Annotated in this window: 18 protein-coding genes; 11 read left to right on the forward strand and 7 right to left on the reverse strand. The window is 43.2% G+C overall.

What is annotated here, in order from left to right:
- Window positions 1–55: 55 nt before the first annotated feature.
- The 3 genes from AACR09_RS20225 to AACR09_RS20235 form a co-directional block, all read right to left on the reverse strand.
- Entirely contained in the window at window positions 56–1,780 is a 1,725-nt protein-coding gene (locus AACR09_RS20225) for an ATP-binding protein (RefSeq protein ID WP_193835585.1), read from the reverse strand.
- Window positions 1,780–2,964 carry an FIST signal transduction protein gene (locus AACR09_RS20230; RefSeq protein ID WP_017088518.1) on the reverse strand — a complete coding sequence of 395 codons (1,185 nt, stop codon included), beginning with the start codon at window positions 2,962–2,964 and terminating at the stop codon, window positions 1,780–1,782. Before AACR09_RS20230 ends, AACR09_RS20225 begins: the two co-directional genes overlap by 1 nt.
- A gap of 115 nt (window positions 2,965–3,079) precedes the next feature.
- Entirely contained in the window at window positions 3,080–3,445 is a 366-nt protein-coding gene (locus AACR09_RS20235; protein WP_193835586.1) for a hypothetical protein, read from the reverse strand.
- A 258-nt stretch (window positions 3,446–3,703) separates the two neighbouring features.
- Here AACR09_RS20235 and ccoN point away from each other — a divergent pair, with 258 nt between their 5' ends.
- The 10 genes from ccoN to uspE all read left to right on the forward strand — a co-directional run bounded on the left by ccoN (window position 3,704) and on the right by uspE (window position 12,699).
- Window positions 3,704–5,131 (forward strand): cytochrome-c oxidase, cbb3-type subunit I, encoded by a 1,428-nt coding sequence (ccoN, locus tag AACR09_RS20240; protein ID WP_032497766.1) that lies wholly within the window; start codon window positions 3,704–3,706, stop codon window positions 5,129–5,131.
- Window positions 5,132–5,142: 11 nt separating this feature from the next.
- On the forward strand, window positions 5,143–5,763 hold the full coding sequence (gene ccoO / locus AACR09_RS20245) for a cytochrome-c oxidase, cbb3-type subunit II (protein WP_004733677.1): 621 nt from the start codon (window positions 5,143–5,145) through the stop codon (window positions 5,761–5,763).
- Between the two features lie 9 nt (window positions 5,764–5,772).
- Window positions 5,773–5,946, forward strand: coding sequence for a CcoQ/FixQ family Cbb3-type cytochrome c oxidase assembly chaperone (locus tag AACR09_RS20250; RefSeq protein ID WP_004733679.1), 174 nt, complete (start codon window positions 5,773–5,775; stop codon window positions 5,944–5,946).
- Window positions 5,946–6,920, forward strand: coding sequence for a cytochrome-c oxidase, cbb3-type subunit III (gene ccoP, locus AACR09_RS20255; protein WP_004733681.1), 975 nt, complete (start codon window positions 5,946–5,948; stop codon window positions 6,918–6,920). The genes AACR09_RS20250 and ccoP overlap by 1 nt, the downstream gene beginning before the upstream one ends.
- A gap of 108 nt (window positions 6,921–7,028) precedes the next feature.
- Entirely contained in the window at window positions 7,029–7,508 is a 480-nt protein-coding gene (locus AACR09_RS20260; protein ID WP_004733683.1) for a FixH family protein, read from the forward strand.
- A 5-nt stretch (window positions 7,509–7,513) separates the two neighbouring features.
- Window positions 7,514–9,886, forward strand: coding sequence for a heavy metal translocating P-type ATPase (locus AACR09_RS20265; protein ID WP_193835587.1), 2,373 nt, complete (start codon window positions 7,514–7,516; stop codon window positions 9,884–9,886).
- Window positions 9,886–10,122 carry a cbb3-type cytochrome oxidase assembly protein CcoS gene (gene ccoS, locus AACR09_RS20270; RefSeq protein ID WP_004733686.1) on the forward strand — a complete coding sequence of 79 codons (237 nt, stop codon included), beginning with the start codon at window positions 9,886–9,888 and terminating at the stop codon, window positions 10,120–10,122. Before AACR09_RS20265 ends, ccoS begins: the two co-directional genes overlap by 1 nt.
- Window positions 10,112–10,786, forward strand: coding sequence for a sulfite exporter TauE/SafE family protein (locus AACR09_RS20275; RefSeq protein ID WP_004733688.1), 675 nt, complete (start codon window positions 10,112–10,114; stop codon window positions 10,784–10,786). Before ccoS ends, AACR09_RS20275 begins: the two co-directional genes overlap by 11 nt.
- 86 nt (window positions 10,787–10,872) lie before the next feature.
- A complete protein-coding gene (locus AACR09_RS20280) occupies window positions 10,873–11,619 on the forward strand; it encodes an FNR family transcription factor (protein ID WP_004733691.1) in 747 nt (248 codons plus the stop codon).
- A 132-nt stretch (window positions 11,620–11,751) separates the two neighbouring features.
- A complete protein-coding gene (gene uspE / locus AACR09_RS20285; protein ID WP_004733693.1) occupies window positions 11,752–12,699 on the forward strand; it encodes a universal stress protein UspE in 948 nt (315 codons plus the stop codon).
- A 98-nt stretch (window positions 12,700–12,797) separates the two neighbouring features.
- Here uspE and ttcA read toward each other — a convergent pair whose 3' ends face one another.
- The 4 genes from ttcA to AACR09_RS20305 all read right to left on the reverse strand — a co-directional run bounded on the left by ttcA (window position 12,798) and on the right by AACR09_RS20305 (window position 16,503).
- Window positions 12,798–13,691 (reverse strand): tRNA 2-thiocytidine(32) synthetase TtcA, encoded by an 894-nt coding sequence (gene ttcA / locus AACR09_RS20290; protein ID WP_004733695.1) that lies wholly within the window; start codon window positions 13,689–13,691, stop codon window positions 12,798–12,800.
- Between the two features lie 342 nt (window positions 13,692–14,033).
- On the reverse strand, window positions 14,034–14,684 hold the full coding sequence (locus AACR09_RS20295; protein WP_193835588.1) for a DUF2987 domain-containing protein: 651 nt from the start codon (window positions 14,682–14,684) through the stop codon (window positions 14,034–14,036).
- A 123-nt stretch (window positions 14,685–14,807) separates the two neighbouring features.
- The gene (locus tag AACR09_RS20300; protein WP_193835589.1) at window positions 14,808–15,656 is read right to left on the reverse strand and encodes a glucosaminidase domain-containing protein; all 849 of its coding nucleotides are present in this window, start codon (window positions 15,654–15,656) and stop codon (window positions 14,808–14,810) included.
- Entirely contained in the window at window positions 15,649–16,503 is an 855-nt protein-coding gene (locus AACR09_RS20305; RefSeq protein WP_102557211.1) for a hypothetical protein, read from the reverse strand. Before AACR09_RS20305 ends, AACR09_RS20300 begins: the two co-directional genes overlap by 8 nt.
- A 329-nt stretch (window positions 16,504–16,832) precedes the next feature.
- On the opposite strand from AACR09_RS20305, the gene AACR09_RS20310 reads away from it, so the two are divergent.
- Window positions 16,833–17,022 (forward strand): ATP-binding cassette domain-containing protein (locus AACR09_RS20310; RefSeq protein ID WP_228010768.1); only part of this gene is annotated, 190 nt, incomplete at its 3' end.

Raw genomic sequence — 17,022 nt, forward strand, 5'->3', positions numbered from 1 at the left:
TACCATAAAATACCTAATAAACATATATCCTAATCTTCGATTAAGAATACGTTTATTAGATTTCAAGCATTAATCGATCAATAGCCTCTGTGATCTCTTTGGTTCTTACTGGTTTGGTAACGAAATCATTCATGCCTACATCTAAGCACGAACATTTATCTTCTAGTGATGTGTGTGCTGTTAGCGCGACAATTGGCGTTGTGATGTTCGCATCTCTCATGTATTTAGTTGTCGTTAAGCCATCCATTACTGGCATCGATACATCCATCAAGATAATGTCTATCGAGTCGTTTCCTCTTTCAACAAAGCCAATTGCTTCTTCACCGTTACTTGCGATGAAAACTTCGTGGCCTTGTCGCGTTAGAATCAATTTAATCACCATTTGATTTGTAGGATTGTCTTCGACAACTAAAACTGAATAGCGGCTTCTGAGTTCTCTTGAAGATTTGTCCTCTTCACAGTGAGCTAGATTGTTCGTGACTCTGGTAAGTACTGGTAACTGTACTTCGAATTTAGAGCCTTTTCCTGGTTCACTCTCTACAGATATGCGTCCTCGCATTAGTTCTACCAGTCGCTTGGTTATTGCCAGGCCTAAACCGGTGCCACCAAATCTGCGTGTGATTGTGCTATCAGCTTGCACGAATGGGCTGAATAGCGACGAAAGTTGTTGTGAGCTAATGCCAATCCCGGTGTCTTCTACTGTTATATAGAATGAGCTCTGCAGGTATTTGATAGAAACATGGACATGCCCACGCTCAGTAAATTTAATCGCGTTGCCAATCAGGTTAAATAGGATCTGTGCCAAGCGACTTGGATCGATGTAATGAAGTTCATCTTCAGGGATATCGCTGGTTACCGTTAGCGCCAACCCTTTATCGTCTGCTGTCTTCTTTTGTTCAGATAATACAAAAGTTACAGTGTCTCTTACATTGCTCCATTGAGGTGCTAGTGAGAAACATCCAGATTCAATCTTAGAAAAATCCAATACATCACTGATAATTGCCAGTAGAAGCTCAGATGATGTGCTCATATTAAGCAGTATAGACTGTTGTTCGTCGTTCAGAGGTGTGGATTTCAGCGTGTCTATTAAGCCAATGATGGCATTTAGCGGGGTTCTTAACTCATGACTCATCATTGCTAAGAATTCAGACTTGGCCTTGTTGGCTCTCTCTGCATCTTTCCTTGCTGTGACGAGTTCTGCTGTTCGTTCTCGAACCGTTGCTTCGAGCTTTTCTTTGTTTTCAATGTCGAATACAGCACGCTCAATTAGTGGTCTAAAGCGGTTTAGGGTTGCTTTGGTTTCAACACTAAAGTGCTTGGTATTGGAGTGGATAAAGATGATTACGGATTGTGTTAGTCCGCTATCGATACCAGTAATTAGAACAGAGTTGATTTGATCGAGAATGATGGGATGTAAGGAATTGAACTCACCCAGAGACTTGGGTTCAAACAGGATGGCGCATTCTCCATTGATCACTCGAGATAGCTTGCCACAATCACTCCAATTCATTTGTTCGAAGACTTTGTTATTGGTTAGTAGGGTTTTGAAATTGCCTTCGTTCCCTACCCTAGATATTACGATAAAGTCATCAAACTTAATGTATTTTTTGAGCACAAATTCAAGACTATAAAATATCTCAGATATGTTACTTGCCTTACTGATCGCAGAGATGGTTGATAAGATCACCCTGTTCTCTTCAGCCAGTTTTCGCTCACGGGCTTTTAGTTTTTGCAGTTCAATACGTGCTTCTTGCAGCGCTTCTTGACCTTCAGAGCCCATTATTTTTTCAACCTATAAAACGTTGCAGACGATACCATTAAATTTCCGTGCGCACTCTCGCCGCCAGATAACCTTCCTTGTTCACCAAAGGTGAATGGGCATATGTATGGGAGTCCGTTAAGTGCTTGATTTATTTGATCGCATACTTCGTCCATATCTTGCTTAAGGTTCAACATTGGACCTGCACAGAAGATGTTGATCGCACCTAGTTTCTCTTCTAAATCCATGTCGTTGTAGTAAGAAGAGTGAATAATATTAGCGGCACGGCTTATCAATTGCTGTTTAGAACCCTGCATCAAATAAATGGTGTCGCCTTCACTGATATCTGTGAATAGCTCGATTCCATTGCACTCTGTTTCTCTAATTGAGTGGGACAATTTGAAATATGGGTAGTCGTATGAAGAGCCAACTTTTCGCCCTAGCGGATACACGGACGACTTTTCGAATATATAGCCATCATCACTACCACCTAGATGGAAATTGGTCCATTCGTTATAAACGGTGACGGCTGGTCTATGGTCAATCTCCAACAATATTCGGTTTCTTACTTTAGTCACGGTCCCAGAATAGCGAGTGGGCGTATGGCCTGCACTAAAAGACGAATAGATGGACTGAGAAGCAAATACCACAGTTAAAGACACGCCATTGATAGAGAGTGACTCTTCGGTAAAAATACTCCAGTTTCCAGAAACCTGATTGTCCGCCGCGCTGCCACCAATAACAGGTACCTCAGTACCAAACTTCTTATCGATAGCCGCCATGACCTTCTCTTCATTGCCTGGAGTGGAATGCAATAAGATAAGATCAGGGATCTCACCTTCTCGGTTGGCGTTCTTAAGTGCTTTGTCGATGGCGCTGAAGGTGCTTTGGTTTATGGAGTCGCTAAAATGCTCGATACCCGTACCATAGGCGTTGATCCCAGAGTCATAGATGATGAGTACGCCTATCACTGGGCCGGAGTGGAACCCAGTTTCGGTCATAATGCCGTGACAAGTGGTGCAGCCATGTATTGGGGTGTTAGGGAGAGCATCTACGAAATATCTCTGCACAGCGAGTGTTGAGTACTCTTCTGTGCAGTAGCAAATAAGACAGGCAATATCTTCAGGGTTTTCTACCCCATTGAGCAACTCATCTACTGCGATTTTATCGTCTAGGGAATAAGAGACTTTTGATAGAAATTTCATAGATTCCGGGAAACTTTATTAATGTCCTCTTTATAACACTTTAATGCATGGTGTTTCACTGATTTGGTACATATTTCTATCAAAAGAACCGAGGCGTGACTCAGTTTTCCCTCTATTACTCTTTAGAAAGGTTTACGGAAAACGTGCTTATCTGTTGTGGAAATGTAACTGTTATTGAGGAGGTCTTATCATTAGTTTGTAACAGCCAATTCGATGGCCCTTTTTCTTCTAGAATTCCACTCTCATTGTAGCTAATGATAAATTTGCCAGTTTTAGATGTTTCGATTGAATACCTTGATCTATCGCCCGAAATTAAAACATTATGATTATCAATACCAAATTCACACGGTTTTGAAATTATACAGCTTACTGTTTCGTTATTGTCGTATGTTACTGTTCTCCAAGTAAATGCCGCTATTAAAATAACCAACATGCCGATAATTTGTACGAGCCTGCCCTTTGTTAGCTTTTGTGCCGCCATTATAATCTTTACTCCTTGTTACAAAGTTCAAAGTTTTTAAATAAAAATCCAATTCCAGACCAAGCGTAAGGTTACTACTCTGTCATTGATTTGTTAATTCAAGTATAGTGTCGCGTTGAAAATGCCACTTTTTTTCAAAATCAGCAAGTGGAAATAAAGCCCTGAATAGGCTGAATTTCCTTTTCTAATTTGGGTGGCATTACGACGTGAGTCGTGTTGGAAGTAAAGTGTAGTAAATAAGAAATTGGAAGCATGCAAATGAGCCAAGAAAAGCAGCTTGAACAAAACTACAACTATACGGTCGTCCGTCAATTTACCCTCGTTACAATTTTGTGGGGTATTGTCGGTATGGGCGTTGGTGTTTTGATTGCCGCTCAATTAGTTTGGCCACAGCTAAACTTTGATACGCCGTGGTTGACGTACAGTCGTTTACGTCCCCTGCATACTAATGCGGTTATTTTTGCGTTCGGTACAAGTGCGCTGTTTGCAACATCATATTATGTTGTGCAACGTACCTGTCAGACGCGTCTCTTTGGTGGCCCTCTCGTAGCCTTTACCTTTTGGGGTTGGCAAGCGATTATCCTGTCCGCTGCAATTACTTTACCGTTAGGTTTAACCTCTGGTAAAGAATATGCAGAACTTGAATGGCCAATCGATATTGCTATTACTCTTGTGTGGGTAGCTTACGCAGTCGTGTTCTTTGGAACCATGATTAAACGTAGGACATCGCACATTTATGTAGCAAACTGGTTCTTCGGAGCCTTCATCATCACGGTTGCCGTGTTGCACATAGTTAACAGCTTAGCTGTTCCTGTATCTGCGTTTAAATCTTACTCGATTTATGCAGGTGCAATTGATGCAATGGTGCAATGGTGGTACGGACACAATGCGGTAGGCTTCCTATTGACAGCTGGTTTCCTAGGTATGATGTATTACTTCGTTCCTAAACAAGCTGGTCGCCCTGTTTACTCTTACCGTTTGTCGATTGTTCACTTCTGGGCTCTTGTGTCACTGTATATCTGGGCTGGTCCTCACCACCTACACTATACTGCACTTCCAGACTGGACTCAGTCTCTAGGTATGGTTATGTCTTTGGTTCTGTTTGCTCCATCTTGGGGTGGCATGATCAACGGTATTATGACTCTATCTGGTGCGTGGCATAAGCTACGTTACGACCCAATCCTACGTTTCCTTATCGTTTCTCTATCATTCTACGGCATGTCGACTTTCGAAGGCCCTATGATGGCAATTAAAACGGTTAACGCGCTATCTCACTACACGGACTGGACTATCGGTCACGTTCACTCTGGTGCGTTAGGTTGGGTTGCTATGGTTTCTATCGGTTCGGTTTACCACTTAGTTCCTAAACTATTTGGTCAAGAGCGTATGTACTCTGTATCCCTAATCAATGTTCACTTCTGGTTAGCAACGATTGGTACGGTTTTCTACATTGTTGCAATGTGGATTTCTGGTGTGATGCAAGGTCTGATGTGGCGCGCAGTTAACTCTGACGGTACATTGACTTACAGCTTCGTAGAGTCTGTAGAAGCTTCTTACCCGTTCTACTTTGTACGTTTCTTAGGTGGTCTCATCTTCCTATCTGGTATGTTCTTACTGGCATACAACACGTACAAAACTGTTTCTGCACCTAAAGATAGCCTTAAAGCTATCCCTCAACCGGCTTAAGGAGATTTAGAATGAGCTCAAATTCAAATAATCGCCATGAGTTGGTCGAGAAAAACGTAGGTCTACTCGCGATCTTAATTGTTATCGCAATCAGCTTTGGTGCTTTAGTAGAAATCACCCCGCTTATTTTCCAAAAGCAAACGACTGAACCTGTAGAAAACCTACGCGTTTACTCTGCTCTGGAAATGGAAGGTCGTGATATTTACATTCGTGAAGGTTGTAACGTATGTCACAGCCAAATGATTCGTCCTTTCCGCTCTGAAACTGAACGTTACGGTCACTACTCTGTAGCTGGCGAAAGTGTTTGGGAACATCCATTCCTATGGGGTTCTAAGCGTACTGGCCCAGATCTAGCGCGTGTTGGTGATCGTTACTCTGATGAGTGGCACCGTGTTCACCTTCTCGACCCTCGCGAACTTGTTCCTGAATCAAACATGCCTGGTTTCCCATGGCTTGCTGAGAATGTACTTGATGGCAAATTGACTAAGCAGAAGCTTGAAATCTTCCGTAATCAATTTGGTGTTCCTTACACAGACGAACAAATTGCTAACGCTAAACAAGATGTTGAAGGAAAAACAGAGATGGATGCAATCATCGCTTACCTTCAATCGCTTGGCCACGCAATGAAATAAGGAATAATTATGGACATTATTACATTTCAAAGTGTTTGGACTGTTACTGTTTTTGCTTGTTTCATCGGCATCGTTTGGTGGGCTTTCGGTAAAAATCGTAAGTCGCGCTTCGACGAAGATGCAAACCTAGTGTTCGCTGATGAAGCACCTGCGAAAGATAAAAATCAAGGAGTGACGAAGTAATGAGTACATTCTGGAGTATTTGGGTAACAGTTATCACAATCGGTACGCTGATTGGCTGTGCAGCCTTACTTCGTTGGTGTTCCAACGATAAAACAGGTGTAGAAGAAGGTCATGACATGGGCCATGAATACGATGGTATTCGTGAGCTTAATAACCCATTACCTAAATGGTGGACATACCTTTTCGTTAGCACAATTGTGTTTGCAGCTGTTTATCTTGCTCTATACCCGGGCCTTGGCAACTTTAAAGGTCTACTAGGTTGGACGAGTTCAAACCAAACAGTTCGTAGCGTAGAAGAGTCTCGCTCTGCAATCGCTGCAGCTCAAGCTAACAAACAGTTAGATGAGTACGCAAAAGAGCTTGATGACGCGAACACTTACTTTGGCGAAGCATTTAAAAAGCTAGCTCATGATGAGAACGGTCTTCGTTCTGTTCCTGACATTGCATCAGATGCTGACGCAATCAAAGTTGGTCAACGCTTGTTCCTGCAAAACTGTTCTCAGTGTCATGGTTCTGATGCTCGTGGTCAAAAGGGCTTCCCTAACTTGACTGACGATGCATGGCTATATGGCGGTGAACCACAAGCGATCGTTACTACCATCATGCATGGTCGTGTCGGTCAAATGCCAGCGTGGAAAGACGCACTTGGCGAAGAAGGCGTTAAAGAAGTGGTTAGCTACACTCTTAGCCTTTCTGGTCGTAGCGTGAACGTACGTGAAGCAGAGGCTGGTAAAGCACGTTTCGTAGTGTGTGCTGCGTGTCATGGTACAGATGGTAAGGGTAACCCTGCTGTTGGTGCACCTGACCTAACAGACCGCGATTGGTTGTTTGGCGATTCTCGTGCTGATGTAACTGAAACAGTAATGAACGGTCGTTCTGGTGTAATGCCGGCTTGGAAGGACATCCTCGGTGAGGATAAGGTACAGCTCGTCGCTGCCTACGTCTGGAGCCTCAGCAACTCAGATAAAGAGTAACATAATAATAACAGCCCCTTCTTAAGGGGCTGTCTTTCTTTTACAGTTATAACCTTAAGTGTTTGTAAAAATTAGTTTTATTTCATTGGATATATTGAGAATAATAATATGGTACAACCTTGGTATAAGCAGTTTTGGCCGTGGTTTTTGATCTTCCTAACCGTTGGCGTTTCCATGCTAACATTGGTTCGAGTCGCGATACTTACCAACCATTCAGTTAACGTTGTCACTGAAGATTACTATAAAAAAGGTAAAGGTATTAATGTCGACATTTCAAAAGTAAACGTTGCTAAAAAGCTTGGCCTATCAGCTTCAGTTAGCGAGAAAGGTAACTCAGTTATCATTACCCTAGACAAAGGCAAGCTAGACCACTTCCCTGCTATTAGCGCAATGTTCGTGCACCGAACGCTCCCTGACCGTGATTTTACTCAGCTACTGACCGCTGATGCGAGCGGCAACTACACGTTGACTCTGGACCATGAAATGCAAGGTCCATGGTTTATCGAGCTTTCTCCGCATGATTCTGAATGGTTAGTGCAAGGTCGCATGAACTTCCCAATTGATACTCCTACTCAACTAACGAACTAAAGCTTATGTGTGAATCCTGTTATCACTGCGGTGAAGATGTACCAGCGGAAACGGATTTTAAAGTAGAAATCTTAGGATCGGTTCGACCGATGTGTTGTCCAGGTTGCGAAACCGTAGCCCAGACAATCGTTGATAGCGGTTTGGTCTCTTATTACCAATATCGTACCGCTCCGGCTGAAAAAGCGGATCTAGTTCCAGAGCAACTTCTGGCACTCAGTCATTACGACAACGAAGATGTTCAATTGGAGTTCGTCCGTAACTCTGAAAACACATCTGAAGTGACATTGTCACTCGAAGGTGTCTCTTGTGCTGCTTGTGCATGGCTTATTGAAAAGCAAGTCTCTTCAAAGTTAGGGGTTGTTAGCATTCGTGTTAATACCACGACTAACCGCGCCCTGCTCAGCTGGGACAACACTCAGGCTAAACTGAGCGAGCTGTTGTCTGCAATCCATACCCTAGGCTACAAAGCCGCTCCATTCGAGGCTGATCAACAAGAAGCCGCCTATCATCGATCGATGAAGAATTATCTCTATCGTCTTGGTATTGCTGGTTTAGCGACCATGCAAGTCATGATGTTAGCTGTAGCGCTCTACCTCGAAGTATTTGGCAGCCTTGAACCTGAATTCAAAAGTTACTTCCGTTGGGTAAGTTTGATCTTCGCAACACCTGTTCTCCTATACTCTGCGTTACCTTTCTATATTAATGCGTGGCGCAGTATTAAAGGCCGAACATTGGGTATGGATGTACCCGTTTCGATCGCTCTGCTATTTGCTTACGTTGCGAGTTTAGTGGCAACAGTGACAGAGCAAGGTGAAGTGTTCTTTGAATCTATCTCGATGTTCACCTTCTTCTTGTTGCTTGGTCGTTTCCTTGAGATGCGCGCGCGTCGTAAAGCTGCAGCAGCTAGCGGTAACCTGCTTAAGCTCGTTCCTGCGATGGCGACAACGCTAGACGGTGAGCAAGTACCGGTAAAAACCTTAAAAGTTGGCGACCAGATTCGCGTTCTACCGGGTGAACATATTCCCGCAGATGGCAAAGTATTGTCTGGTAGAATTCATATCGATGAATCCATGCTGACTGGCGAATCTATCCATGTGGTTAAGAATGAAGGTGATACGGTCTTTGCTGGCACATTGAATGGTGATGAATCGTTTGAATTGGAAGTGATGACCTCTAAAGCGGATTCGGTTATTTCTAATATCGTTCGTCTTCAAGATGAAGCGCAATTGTCTAAACCCCGAATTGCTGAAATCGCCGATGTGGTGGCTCGATACTTTGTCGCGGTTATCTTAATCATTTCATTCGGGACTTGGTTCTACTGGCATCAAACACGACCAGAAGACGCTTTCTGGATCATGCTTTCAGTATTAGTGGCGACCTGCCCTTGCGCTCTGTCTCTTGCGACGCCGACGGCGATTACGTGTTCAACATCTCGTATGGGTAATTTTGGTATTTTGCTGCGCAAAGGTCACGTATTTGAAACCTTGTGCAAGGTAAACCACTTAATCATCGATAAAACCGGCACTCTGACGGAAGGTGACATCCGTATCAGTAAAGTTGAGACGTTTGCTGACCTTGATAAAGACACTTGTTTGCAAGTTGCAGCAAGCCTAGAGCAACACGCTAACCACCCTATCGCTAAAGCGTTCAAAACTCATACTTCAGATGATATCGAAGTGGAGTCGGTGAACAACGTGATTGGCTCGGGTATCACTGGTGAGTGGAATGGGCAAGAAGTGGCGATTGGTAGTAGCGAGTTCATTCTAGGTGAAGCTCAGCCATCTGAAAGTAACGGTATTTACTTGTCGATGGCTGGTCGTCATATCGCAACATTCACTTATGAAGACCCGATTCGTAAAGAAAGTATCGAGTTTATTAAGCAATTTAAAGAAGCGGGAATCAAAACTACGCTGCTGACTGGCGACTCTTTGATTAATGCGAAGCCTGTTGCAGCAGAGATTGGTATTACTGACATTGTTGCTAACGCGAAGCCGGAAGACAAGCTGGCTTATTTAAACTCTAGAGACGCAAGTGACATTACCATGATGGTTGGTGACGGTATCAATGACGCCCCTATTCTTGCCGGAGCTCACCTGTCTGTTGCTATGGGCGGCGGTACTGATGTGGCGAAAGCCTCTGCGGATATGGTGCTATTGGGTGATAAGCTCGATAGATTACTTAAGTCCCGTACTTTGGCGCTAAAAACGCGTAGGATAATCCGTGAAAACCTAGCTTGGTCACTAGGGTATAACTTACTTATTCTTCCATTGGCTGTCGCAGGTTTGGTTGCTCCATACATTGCCGTTGTTGGCATGTCTGCTAGCTCTATTATTGTAGTATCTAACTCGTTAAGACTTTTAAAAGAGCAAGGTAAATAATGGAAAGTTTATACATACTCATTCCAATTGCGATCGTACTTGTATGTATCGCGGTTGGAATCTTTCTATGGGCAGTGAAGAGCGAGCAGTTTGAAGACCTTGAACGCCAAGGCCATAACATTCTGTTTGATGAAGATACTAATGTTCATCATCATTCTGATAGTAAACCTGTCAAGAATGAGAAAGCTAACGTAGAAAGCCAAACTAACTTAGACAAAAAGAACGATGACGCCTGATTGGATCGGAGCCTTTGTTGTTGGGTTGATCGGCGCAGGTCACTGCATGGGAATGTGTGGTGGCATTGCGTCGCTTCTTTCAATTGGCAACAGTAAACCTTCCCCTGTCATTCCCCTGCTTTATAACCTAGGACGCTTGCTAAGCTATGCCGTGATTGGCGGTGTGATTGGCGGTGCAATTTCTTCTATAGGTCAGCTAAGCGATTTTAACGCTCTGCTAGGTTGGCTGCGATTATTTGCTGCTGGCTTTATGATCGTCTTAGGTTTGTATATCGGTAAATGGTGGTTTGGCTTGTTGTTCTTTGAAAAAGTTGGACAGAAGCTATGGCGTTATATCTCTCCTTTAGGCAAATCATTTCTACCATTGAAGCACCCTAGCCATGCTTTACCTTTTGGTTTTATCTGGGGTTGGCTTCCATGTGGTCTTGTTTACTCAATGCTAACGTGGGCGGCCGTATCAGGAAGTTGGTATAACGGAGCGGGTATCATGCTTGCTTTCGGTTTAGGTACTCTTCCAGCGATGCTCACGGTTGGAATGGGCGCCAATTTCCTCAAAAAACTGCAACAAGCTGACTTATTTCGCCAGTTTGGCGCAATTTTAATCCTCATTTACGGCTTCTATACCGGTTATATGGCGCTACAGCTCATTATTTATACCGTATAGCGGTGTCTTTAATCCGGTTTTTTTACTACCCTTTAGGATTAAGGAATGCTAAAATATTGACGTATATCAAATAGTGAAAGATTGTTATGATTTCTGAAAAGCCTGTGACGAAACGAGTTCAGTCTGGTGGCTGTGCGATCCACTGCCAAGATTGTAGTATTAGCCAACTCTGTATCCCATTTACTTTGAATGAATCTGAGCTAGATCAACTTGATCAGATCATTGAAAGAAAGAAACCTATTCAAAAAGGCCAAGAGCTATTTAAAGCGGGAGACGAACTGAAGTCTCTTTATGCTATTCGCTCTGGAACGATTAAAAGCTATACGATTACCGAGCAAGGTGATGAGCAGATTACTGCATTCCACTTAGCGGGCGATCTTGTTGGCTTTGACGCGATCACGGGTGACGAACACCCTAGTTTCGCTCAAGCTTTGGAAACTTCTATGGTATGTGAAATTCCATATGAGATTCTCGATGACTTATCAGGGAAAATGCCTAAATTGCGTCAGCAGATTATGCGTTTGATGAGTAATGAGATTAAAGGTGACCAGGAAATGATTCTGCTTCTTTCTAAAAAGAACGCGGAAGAGCGCCTTGCGGCATTCCTTTACAACCTTTCAACTCGCTTCTCTCAGCGTGGCTTCAGCCCTCGTGAGTTCCGCTTAACGATGACTCGTGGCGATATTGGTAACTACCTTGGTTTGACTGTTGAAACAATCAGCCGTCTGTTAGGTCGTTTCCAAAAAGCGGACATCTTGAGCGTTAAAGGCAAATACATCACTATCGAAGATCACGATGCGTTGATGGAACTTGCTGGCGTTTCAAAAGAATAGTCTAGATATCAATGATGTAGTTCAATAATGAGCTACATCATGTTTCTCTCTTAAAACCTCTTATATTTCTCTTATTCTCTCCATAACTACGCTACATTATTTATATGTTCGGTCTGAAAAGTAGGCTTAGTTATGAGTATCTATAACAAAATTTTAGTTGTCGCAGACATTAATCACGATGAGCAACCTGCTCTAGTTCGTGCTATCCAACTTGCCAAGAAAAGCACCTCAACAAGCCACATCACTTTCTTTTTGTCGATCTACGACTTCTCGTATGAAATGACATCTATGCTCTCTGTCGATGAGAGAGACGCAATGCGCAAAGGCGTAATTCATCAGCGTGAAATTTGGATGAATAAGGTTGCTGCTCCTTACCTTGATGATTCTATTGAATTTAACGTACAAGTGGTTTGGCATAATCGCCCGTATGAAGCGATCATTGCTGAGGTTTACAGTGGTGAGCATGACATTTTGATCAAAGGCACGCGTAAGCACGATACCTTAGAATCGGTCATCTTTACTCCAACCGACTGGCACCTATTAAGAAAGTGCCCTAGCCCAGTGTTGTTGGTTAAAAATGATTTCTGGCCAGAACACGCGAAGATCTACGCTTCCGTTCATGTTGGCTCTGAAACAGAAGCTCACTTAGAGCTCAATGATACGATGGTCGACAGATTACTTGAGATCACTGGTCGTTTGGATGCTGAACCGTTCTTGGTGAACGCCTACCCGGTGACACCTGCGAATATCACAATCGAATTGCCAGAGTTTGACCCAACCTCTTATACTGATGCGGTTCGTGGCCATCACTTAACCGCGATGAAAGCACTACGCCAGAAACACGGTATGTGTGAAGAGCAAACCGTGGTTGAGCAAGGCTTGCCTGAAGATGTTATTCCTCGTGTAGCGTCTGAACACAATGCTGCTATGGTTATCCTTGGTACAACAGGTCGTACTGGCTTGTCTGCCGTGTTTATTGGCAATACTGCGGAACATGTCATCGACAAGATTAACTGCGATGTACTGGCTCTTAAACCGTCAGGTTACGTTAGCCCTCTCGATCCGAACCTGTCTAAATAGCTGATTTTTAATTATAAAAAACGCCTCAAGCAATGCTTGAGGCGTTTTTGTTTATCTAAAGCTTGCGCGATTCCAACAACAGAATCGTTTATATCGCGTTATACGTTAGTTACGTCGATGAACATTGACTCATCAATGTTTGAAGACGAGATTTCAGCTTCTTCGAATTCGTATGCTTTGCGATCTTCGCTACGATCCAGTGGAAGGTTAATGAAATCAAACAACTCACGGTCAGCCAATTGGCTTGGGCTCACGTTCTGAATTGACTTGAAGACCTTCTCAACACGGCCTGGAGTCTGTTTATCCCAATCAATTAGCATCGCTTTGATGTTTTGACGTTGCAGGTTTTCTTGAGAACCACACAGGTTACACGGAATGATCGGAAACTCTTTATGCTCTGCGTATTTGATTAGGTCAGTTTCGCGACAGTAAGTCAGAGGACGGATTACAACGTTACGACCATCGTCAGAGCGAAGCTTAGGTGGCATAGCCTTAAGGCGAGCACCGTGGAACATGTTCAGGAACATAGTCTCAACAATGTCGTCTAGGTGGTGACCTAGAGCAATCTTCGTTGCGCCAATCTTCTCTGCAAACGAGTACAAAGTACCGCGACGCAGACGTGAACAAAGGCCACAAGTTGTCTTACCTTCCGGCACTTTTTCTTTTACCACTGAGTACGTATCTTTATCTACGATGTAGTAAGGAATGTTCAGAGTTTCAAAGTACTCAGGAAGAATATGCTCAGGGAACCCCGGTTGTTTTTGGTCTAGGTTTACGGCAACAACATCAAATTTGATGGGTGCTGCTTCACGCAAACGTAGCAAAATGTCTAGCATCGCAAATGAATCTTTACCGCCACTAATGCACGCCATTACTACGTCATTCTCTTCGATCATGTTGTAGTCGACGATGGCATTCCCAACATTTCTTCTTAGAAGTTTCTGAAGCTTGTTGAATTCAAGTGTATCTTTTTTATTTTCGTTTTGGTTCATTGCGACTCTCACACCGTCGTATTACCGACTGTAGATTGCTAGTGGGACTGTTTTAGGGCGTGGATTATACGGATTTTTATTTCAGGTTGGAACAGTAATGGCAGGATAAACAAGCCAACCAGGAGAAAGATTCCGCCTTATCATACGATCTGTCCTCTAGCGGTGAGAAAAATATGTCTTAATAAGAGGTTAGAATCAAAGATGAAAGGCCGTTGAGATATGTGATTTGGCAAGATTTAAAGGTTTAGGTTTAAGACTTTAAACGAAAACAGCCTGTTCAAAGAAGAACAGGCTGTTTCGTTAAGATCTTAAGCTGAGCAAACAGATTCTGGCTGGTCGCTATTATTGCGCTGGGATGTAAGGCAAAACGCGAACTGTGGCTTCTGGTAACGTGATGCTGTCACTTCCATTCAGTTCGTCCAGCGTGAATTTCGCACGCCCTTCTTCAATTGGGATTTGCTTACCGTTAGACAGAGCAATATTGCCTTCAAGTTTACTATCAAATTCTAGCGTCAAACCTTGAATATCGGGAGTGAACCAACTAGAGAACATGCCGCTAACGTCTTCTAGCATCGCTTGCATCTGTGGTAAAAGGTTTTCTAACTGTGCAACCTCAACCGTTCCAGCCAAAGGCTCCTGAGTCATTACGACGAGCGAATACGCACATTCTTGTTCTTGGGTTTGTACAAAGATAAGAGGGTTTGCTGAGCGTAGGTTTTTATCTACCGGTAGAAGCAGCTCATTCGCAGGAGACACTTTTAACTCTTCGTAATGCTCTTCTTTCTCCATCCAAGCTTTGCTGATGTGGCAGGTTTTCTGTGCTTGTTGGTCAACAAAGAAGACCGCAACTTTGACATCATCGTGCCCTTCTTTGGTATTGTTTTTCAGCTGAGTATAGAGTTTAGAATACGTGAACATGTATTCTTGCGCCGAAGCTGGGAGAGAAACGCCAAGGCTTAAAGTGGCTAATAGAGCGAGTACTGTCTTTTTCATTATTCTAATCTTGTCGAAGTTGAGCGTTTATAAATAGAAAGAGCAGCCAATGAGCTGCTCTTTTTGTGATGTTACTTGGTGTCAGCCGACTTTCGAAGGCAACCAAGTTGGTATCAAAATGAGTTACTTTTTCCAGTATACCTTGTTGTGACGGATCATAGCTTGTAAATCAGTCACATAGTCTGAACCTCGCTCAGAATATTTTAACAAGCCGTTGGTGAGCTCTGTCGCTGTTTCGGTTGTTAAAATATCATCGCCTTGTGCAGCAAGCTTTGCTCGAATGGCTCTTAAATCAGCGTAAGCACGGTTACGGTTAAGGTTCATGAAGTAACGATGCACCGATTCTTGGCTTGAAGAGAATGTTGCTACTTCATGCGAGCTACCTTCGTTACGTTGTAGCGGAACAAGTCCACAACCTTTGGTGTAACACCAGTGTCCGAAATAGTTGTTGGCTTTGGTGGCGAAACGCGATGTCCCCCAAGCCGATTCATTAGCAGCCTGTGTCAGTACCAGCGCCTCTGGCAGTACGTTGACACGGCTCAGCATCTCTGTCAGCCATACCTGATTTAAACCTTCACTAGGTACTGGTAAGCTGTACAACTTCCCTAGCCTTTTCGCATAAGACGCGTCTTCAGAGTCAATATTGCTCAAACCAGATTCAGATAGCTTAGTTAAAAACGCGCGTTCTTTGGTGATACGTTTGTTTTCAATATTGATGCTTGGGCGAAGGAACGAAAAGAATGTGTCTTTTTTCACGTTCACATCTTCGATAGCAGCAAAATTTGGTCGATCTGAAGCCACGGTCAAATCACCAAACTCACTTGATGTATTTGAACTTTGGTCTGCCGAACGTCGGCGCTCTTCTTCTTGGTAAATGTATGGACCAACCAGTGAAATAGACCCCACAATCGCTAGTGCAGTTACCTTTAGCGCAAGTGATTTACTTGCGCTGCCTTTGACATTATTACGCATCGAACACCTGAGGGTTTTTGTTTTTGTTACCATCGTTACTGTTGTTGCCGTCGTTATTACTGTCGCCGTTGCTGTTGTCGTCATCATTATTAGGTCGATCTGACGCAATAACCTTCAGTTTGATACCAAACATTTCACGGTAGATGATGCCTTTCACATGAAAGAAAAACGGAAGAACGAATATCAAGCCAATGCCGTACATCATTGCTGCCACGATGAACATCAGCATAACCATTAAGTAGATAGATGCGACGACGAAGATTTTCTTATTTACCGCTCTTAGAGAAAGCAGCAGCGATTGCATTGGCGGTACTTTCTTATCACAAATCAGCAGAATTGAATTGCTGAATGCTAGTGAGAAGTAGATAGACAAAAATGGCAAAAGCATACCTGCGATGCCTTGAAGCATGAGGCTGAACAAAGTAACGAGAATGACTGGAACCGTGAACTGTAAACCTTTTCCGATATGACGCACTTTGGTTTGTAAGCCTGCGACGTGGCTCATTGCCATTAAACAGATGCCAGCATAGATAGGCGCGCTGATTACTTCGTAGCTGAAGTTAGCAATAAAAATGGATTCAACGACCTGTGGTGTAAATGCCTCTGGGTCGATAACCGCATCTAAGATAATCGCGGGGTCACCAAGCTGCAGTTTTAGTGCGATATAAAAGATAGCCAATTGCACGAACATCAGCGCAACAATCGCAGGGGAAAACGAAAGAAAGTGACTTATCGTATGTTTCCAAGCTTCTTGGAATACAGCCGTTGCTTTGAGCTCATAATCGCCGGAAAGTGCACGGTCGATACTACCGCCCAAATTAAAATCTTTTTCGATGTCGTTGTTCATATTGATACCTAGGTGCGCCAACTAAACGAAGCCACCTAACTTATTGATAAAAAATTGCCTTCATTATACCCATATGTCGGCTGCAAACTAAAATATGAATCTGTAACAAGGCTTGCTTTTGCGTCTTAATGGTTAATAATTAGACACTTGTTAGGGTGTGAACCCAATAAATAACAGTATGGTAAAGGATGTTTACTTTTACCTGCGAATTTTTTTATCTATGAATGGTAAAAAATGCTTTGAATTCACGTTTTTGGTGATTATGATGCGCGCCTTAAAGGTGTATAGCAACAGGTCTCAAATAGAACCAAGGTGGAGAAAAACAGACGTTGAACGCTAAAAAATCAGTAGGAAAGCCAGTCGTACAGTTAACTGGCATTAGTAAAAGTTTCGATGGTAAGGAAGTCATCGGCAATCTTGATCTAAACGTAAATCATGGTGAGTTTCTCACGATATTAGGCCCGTCCGGTTGCGGTAAAACCACGGTACTAAGGATGATTGCAGGGTTTGAAACGGCAG

Source organism: Vibrio sp. OPT20, from assembly GCF_963889365.1.
GTDB classification, from domain to species: domain Bacteria; phylum Pseudomonadota; class Gammaproteobacteria; order Enterobacterales; family Vibrionaceae; genus Vibrio; species Vibrio splendidus.

What these genes read in the sequence shown, in the direction of transcription:
- AACR09_RS20225 (WP_193835585.1), bottom strand. Translation starts at nt 1,780, where the DNA reads ATGGGCTCTGAAGGTCAAGAAGCGCTGCAAGAAGCACGTATTGAACTG.
- AACR09_RS20230 (WP_017088518.1), bottom strand. Translation starts at nt 2,964, where the DNA reads ATGAAATTTCTATCAAAAGTCTCTTATTCCCTAGACGATAAAATCGCA.
- AACR09_RS20235 (WP_193835586.1), bottom strand. Translation starts at nt 3,445, where the DNA reads ATGGCGGCACAAAAGCTAACAAAGGGCAGGCTCGTACAAATTATCGGC.
- ccoN (WP_032497766.1), top strand. Translation starts at nt 3,704, where the DNA reads ATGAGCCAAGAAAAGCAGCTTGAACAAAACTACAACTATACGGTCGTC.
- ccoO (WP_004733677.1), top strand. Translation starts at nt 5,143, where the DNA reads ATGAGCTCAAATTCAAATAATCGCCATGAGTTGGTCGAGAAAAACGTA.
- AACR09_RS20250 (WP_004733679.1), top strand. Translation starts at nt 5,773, where the DNA reads ATGGACATTATTACATTTCAAAGTGTTTGGACTGTTACTGTTTTTGCT.
- ccoP (WP_004733681.1), top strand. Translation starts at nt 5,946, where the DNA reads ATGAGTACATTCTGGAGTATTTGGGTAACAGTTATCACAATCGGTACG.
- AACR09_RS20260 (WP_004733683.1), top strand. Translation starts at nt 7,029, where the DNA reads ATGGTACAACCTTGGTATAAGCAGTTTTGGCCGTGGTTTTTGATCTTC.
- AACR09_RS20265 (WP_193835587.1), top strand. Translation starts at nt 7,514, where the DNA reads ATGTGTGAATCCTGTTATCACTGCGGTGAAGATGTACCAGCGGAAACG.
- ccoS (WP_004733686.1), top strand. Translation starts at nt 9,886, where the DNA reads ATGGAAAGTTTATACATACTCATTCCAATTGCGATCGTACTTGTATGT.
- AACR09_RS20275 (WP_004733688.1), top strand. Translation starts at nt 10,112, where the DNA reads ATGACGCCTGATTGGATCGGAGCCTTTGTTGTTGGGTTGATCGGCGCA.
- AACR09_RS20280 (WP_004733691.1), top strand. Translation starts at nt 10,873, where the DNA reads ATGATTTCTGAAAAGCCTGTGACGAAACGAGTTCAGTCTGGTGGCTGT.
- uspE (WP_004733693.1), top strand. Translation starts at nt 11,752, where the DNA reads ATGAGTATCTATAACAAAATTTTAGTTGTCGCAGACATTAATCACGAT.
- ttcA (WP_004733695.1), bottom strand. Translation starts at nt 13,691, where the DNA reads ATGAACCAAAACGAAAATAAAAAAGATACACTTGAATTCAACAAGCTT.
- AACR09_RS20295 (WP_193835588.1), bottom strand. Translation starts at nt 14,684, where the DNA reads ATGAAAAAGACAGTACTCGCTCTATTAGCCACTTTAAGCCTTGGCGTT.
- AACR09_RS20300 (WP_193835589.1), bottom strand. Translation starts at nt 15,656, where the DNA reads ATGCGTAATAATGTCAAAGGCAGCGCAAGTAAATCACTTGCGCTAAAG.
- AACR09_RS20305 (WP_102557211.1), bottom strand. Translation starts at nt 16,503, where the DNA reads ATGAACAACGACATCGAAAAAGATTTTAATTTGGGCGGTAGTATCGAC.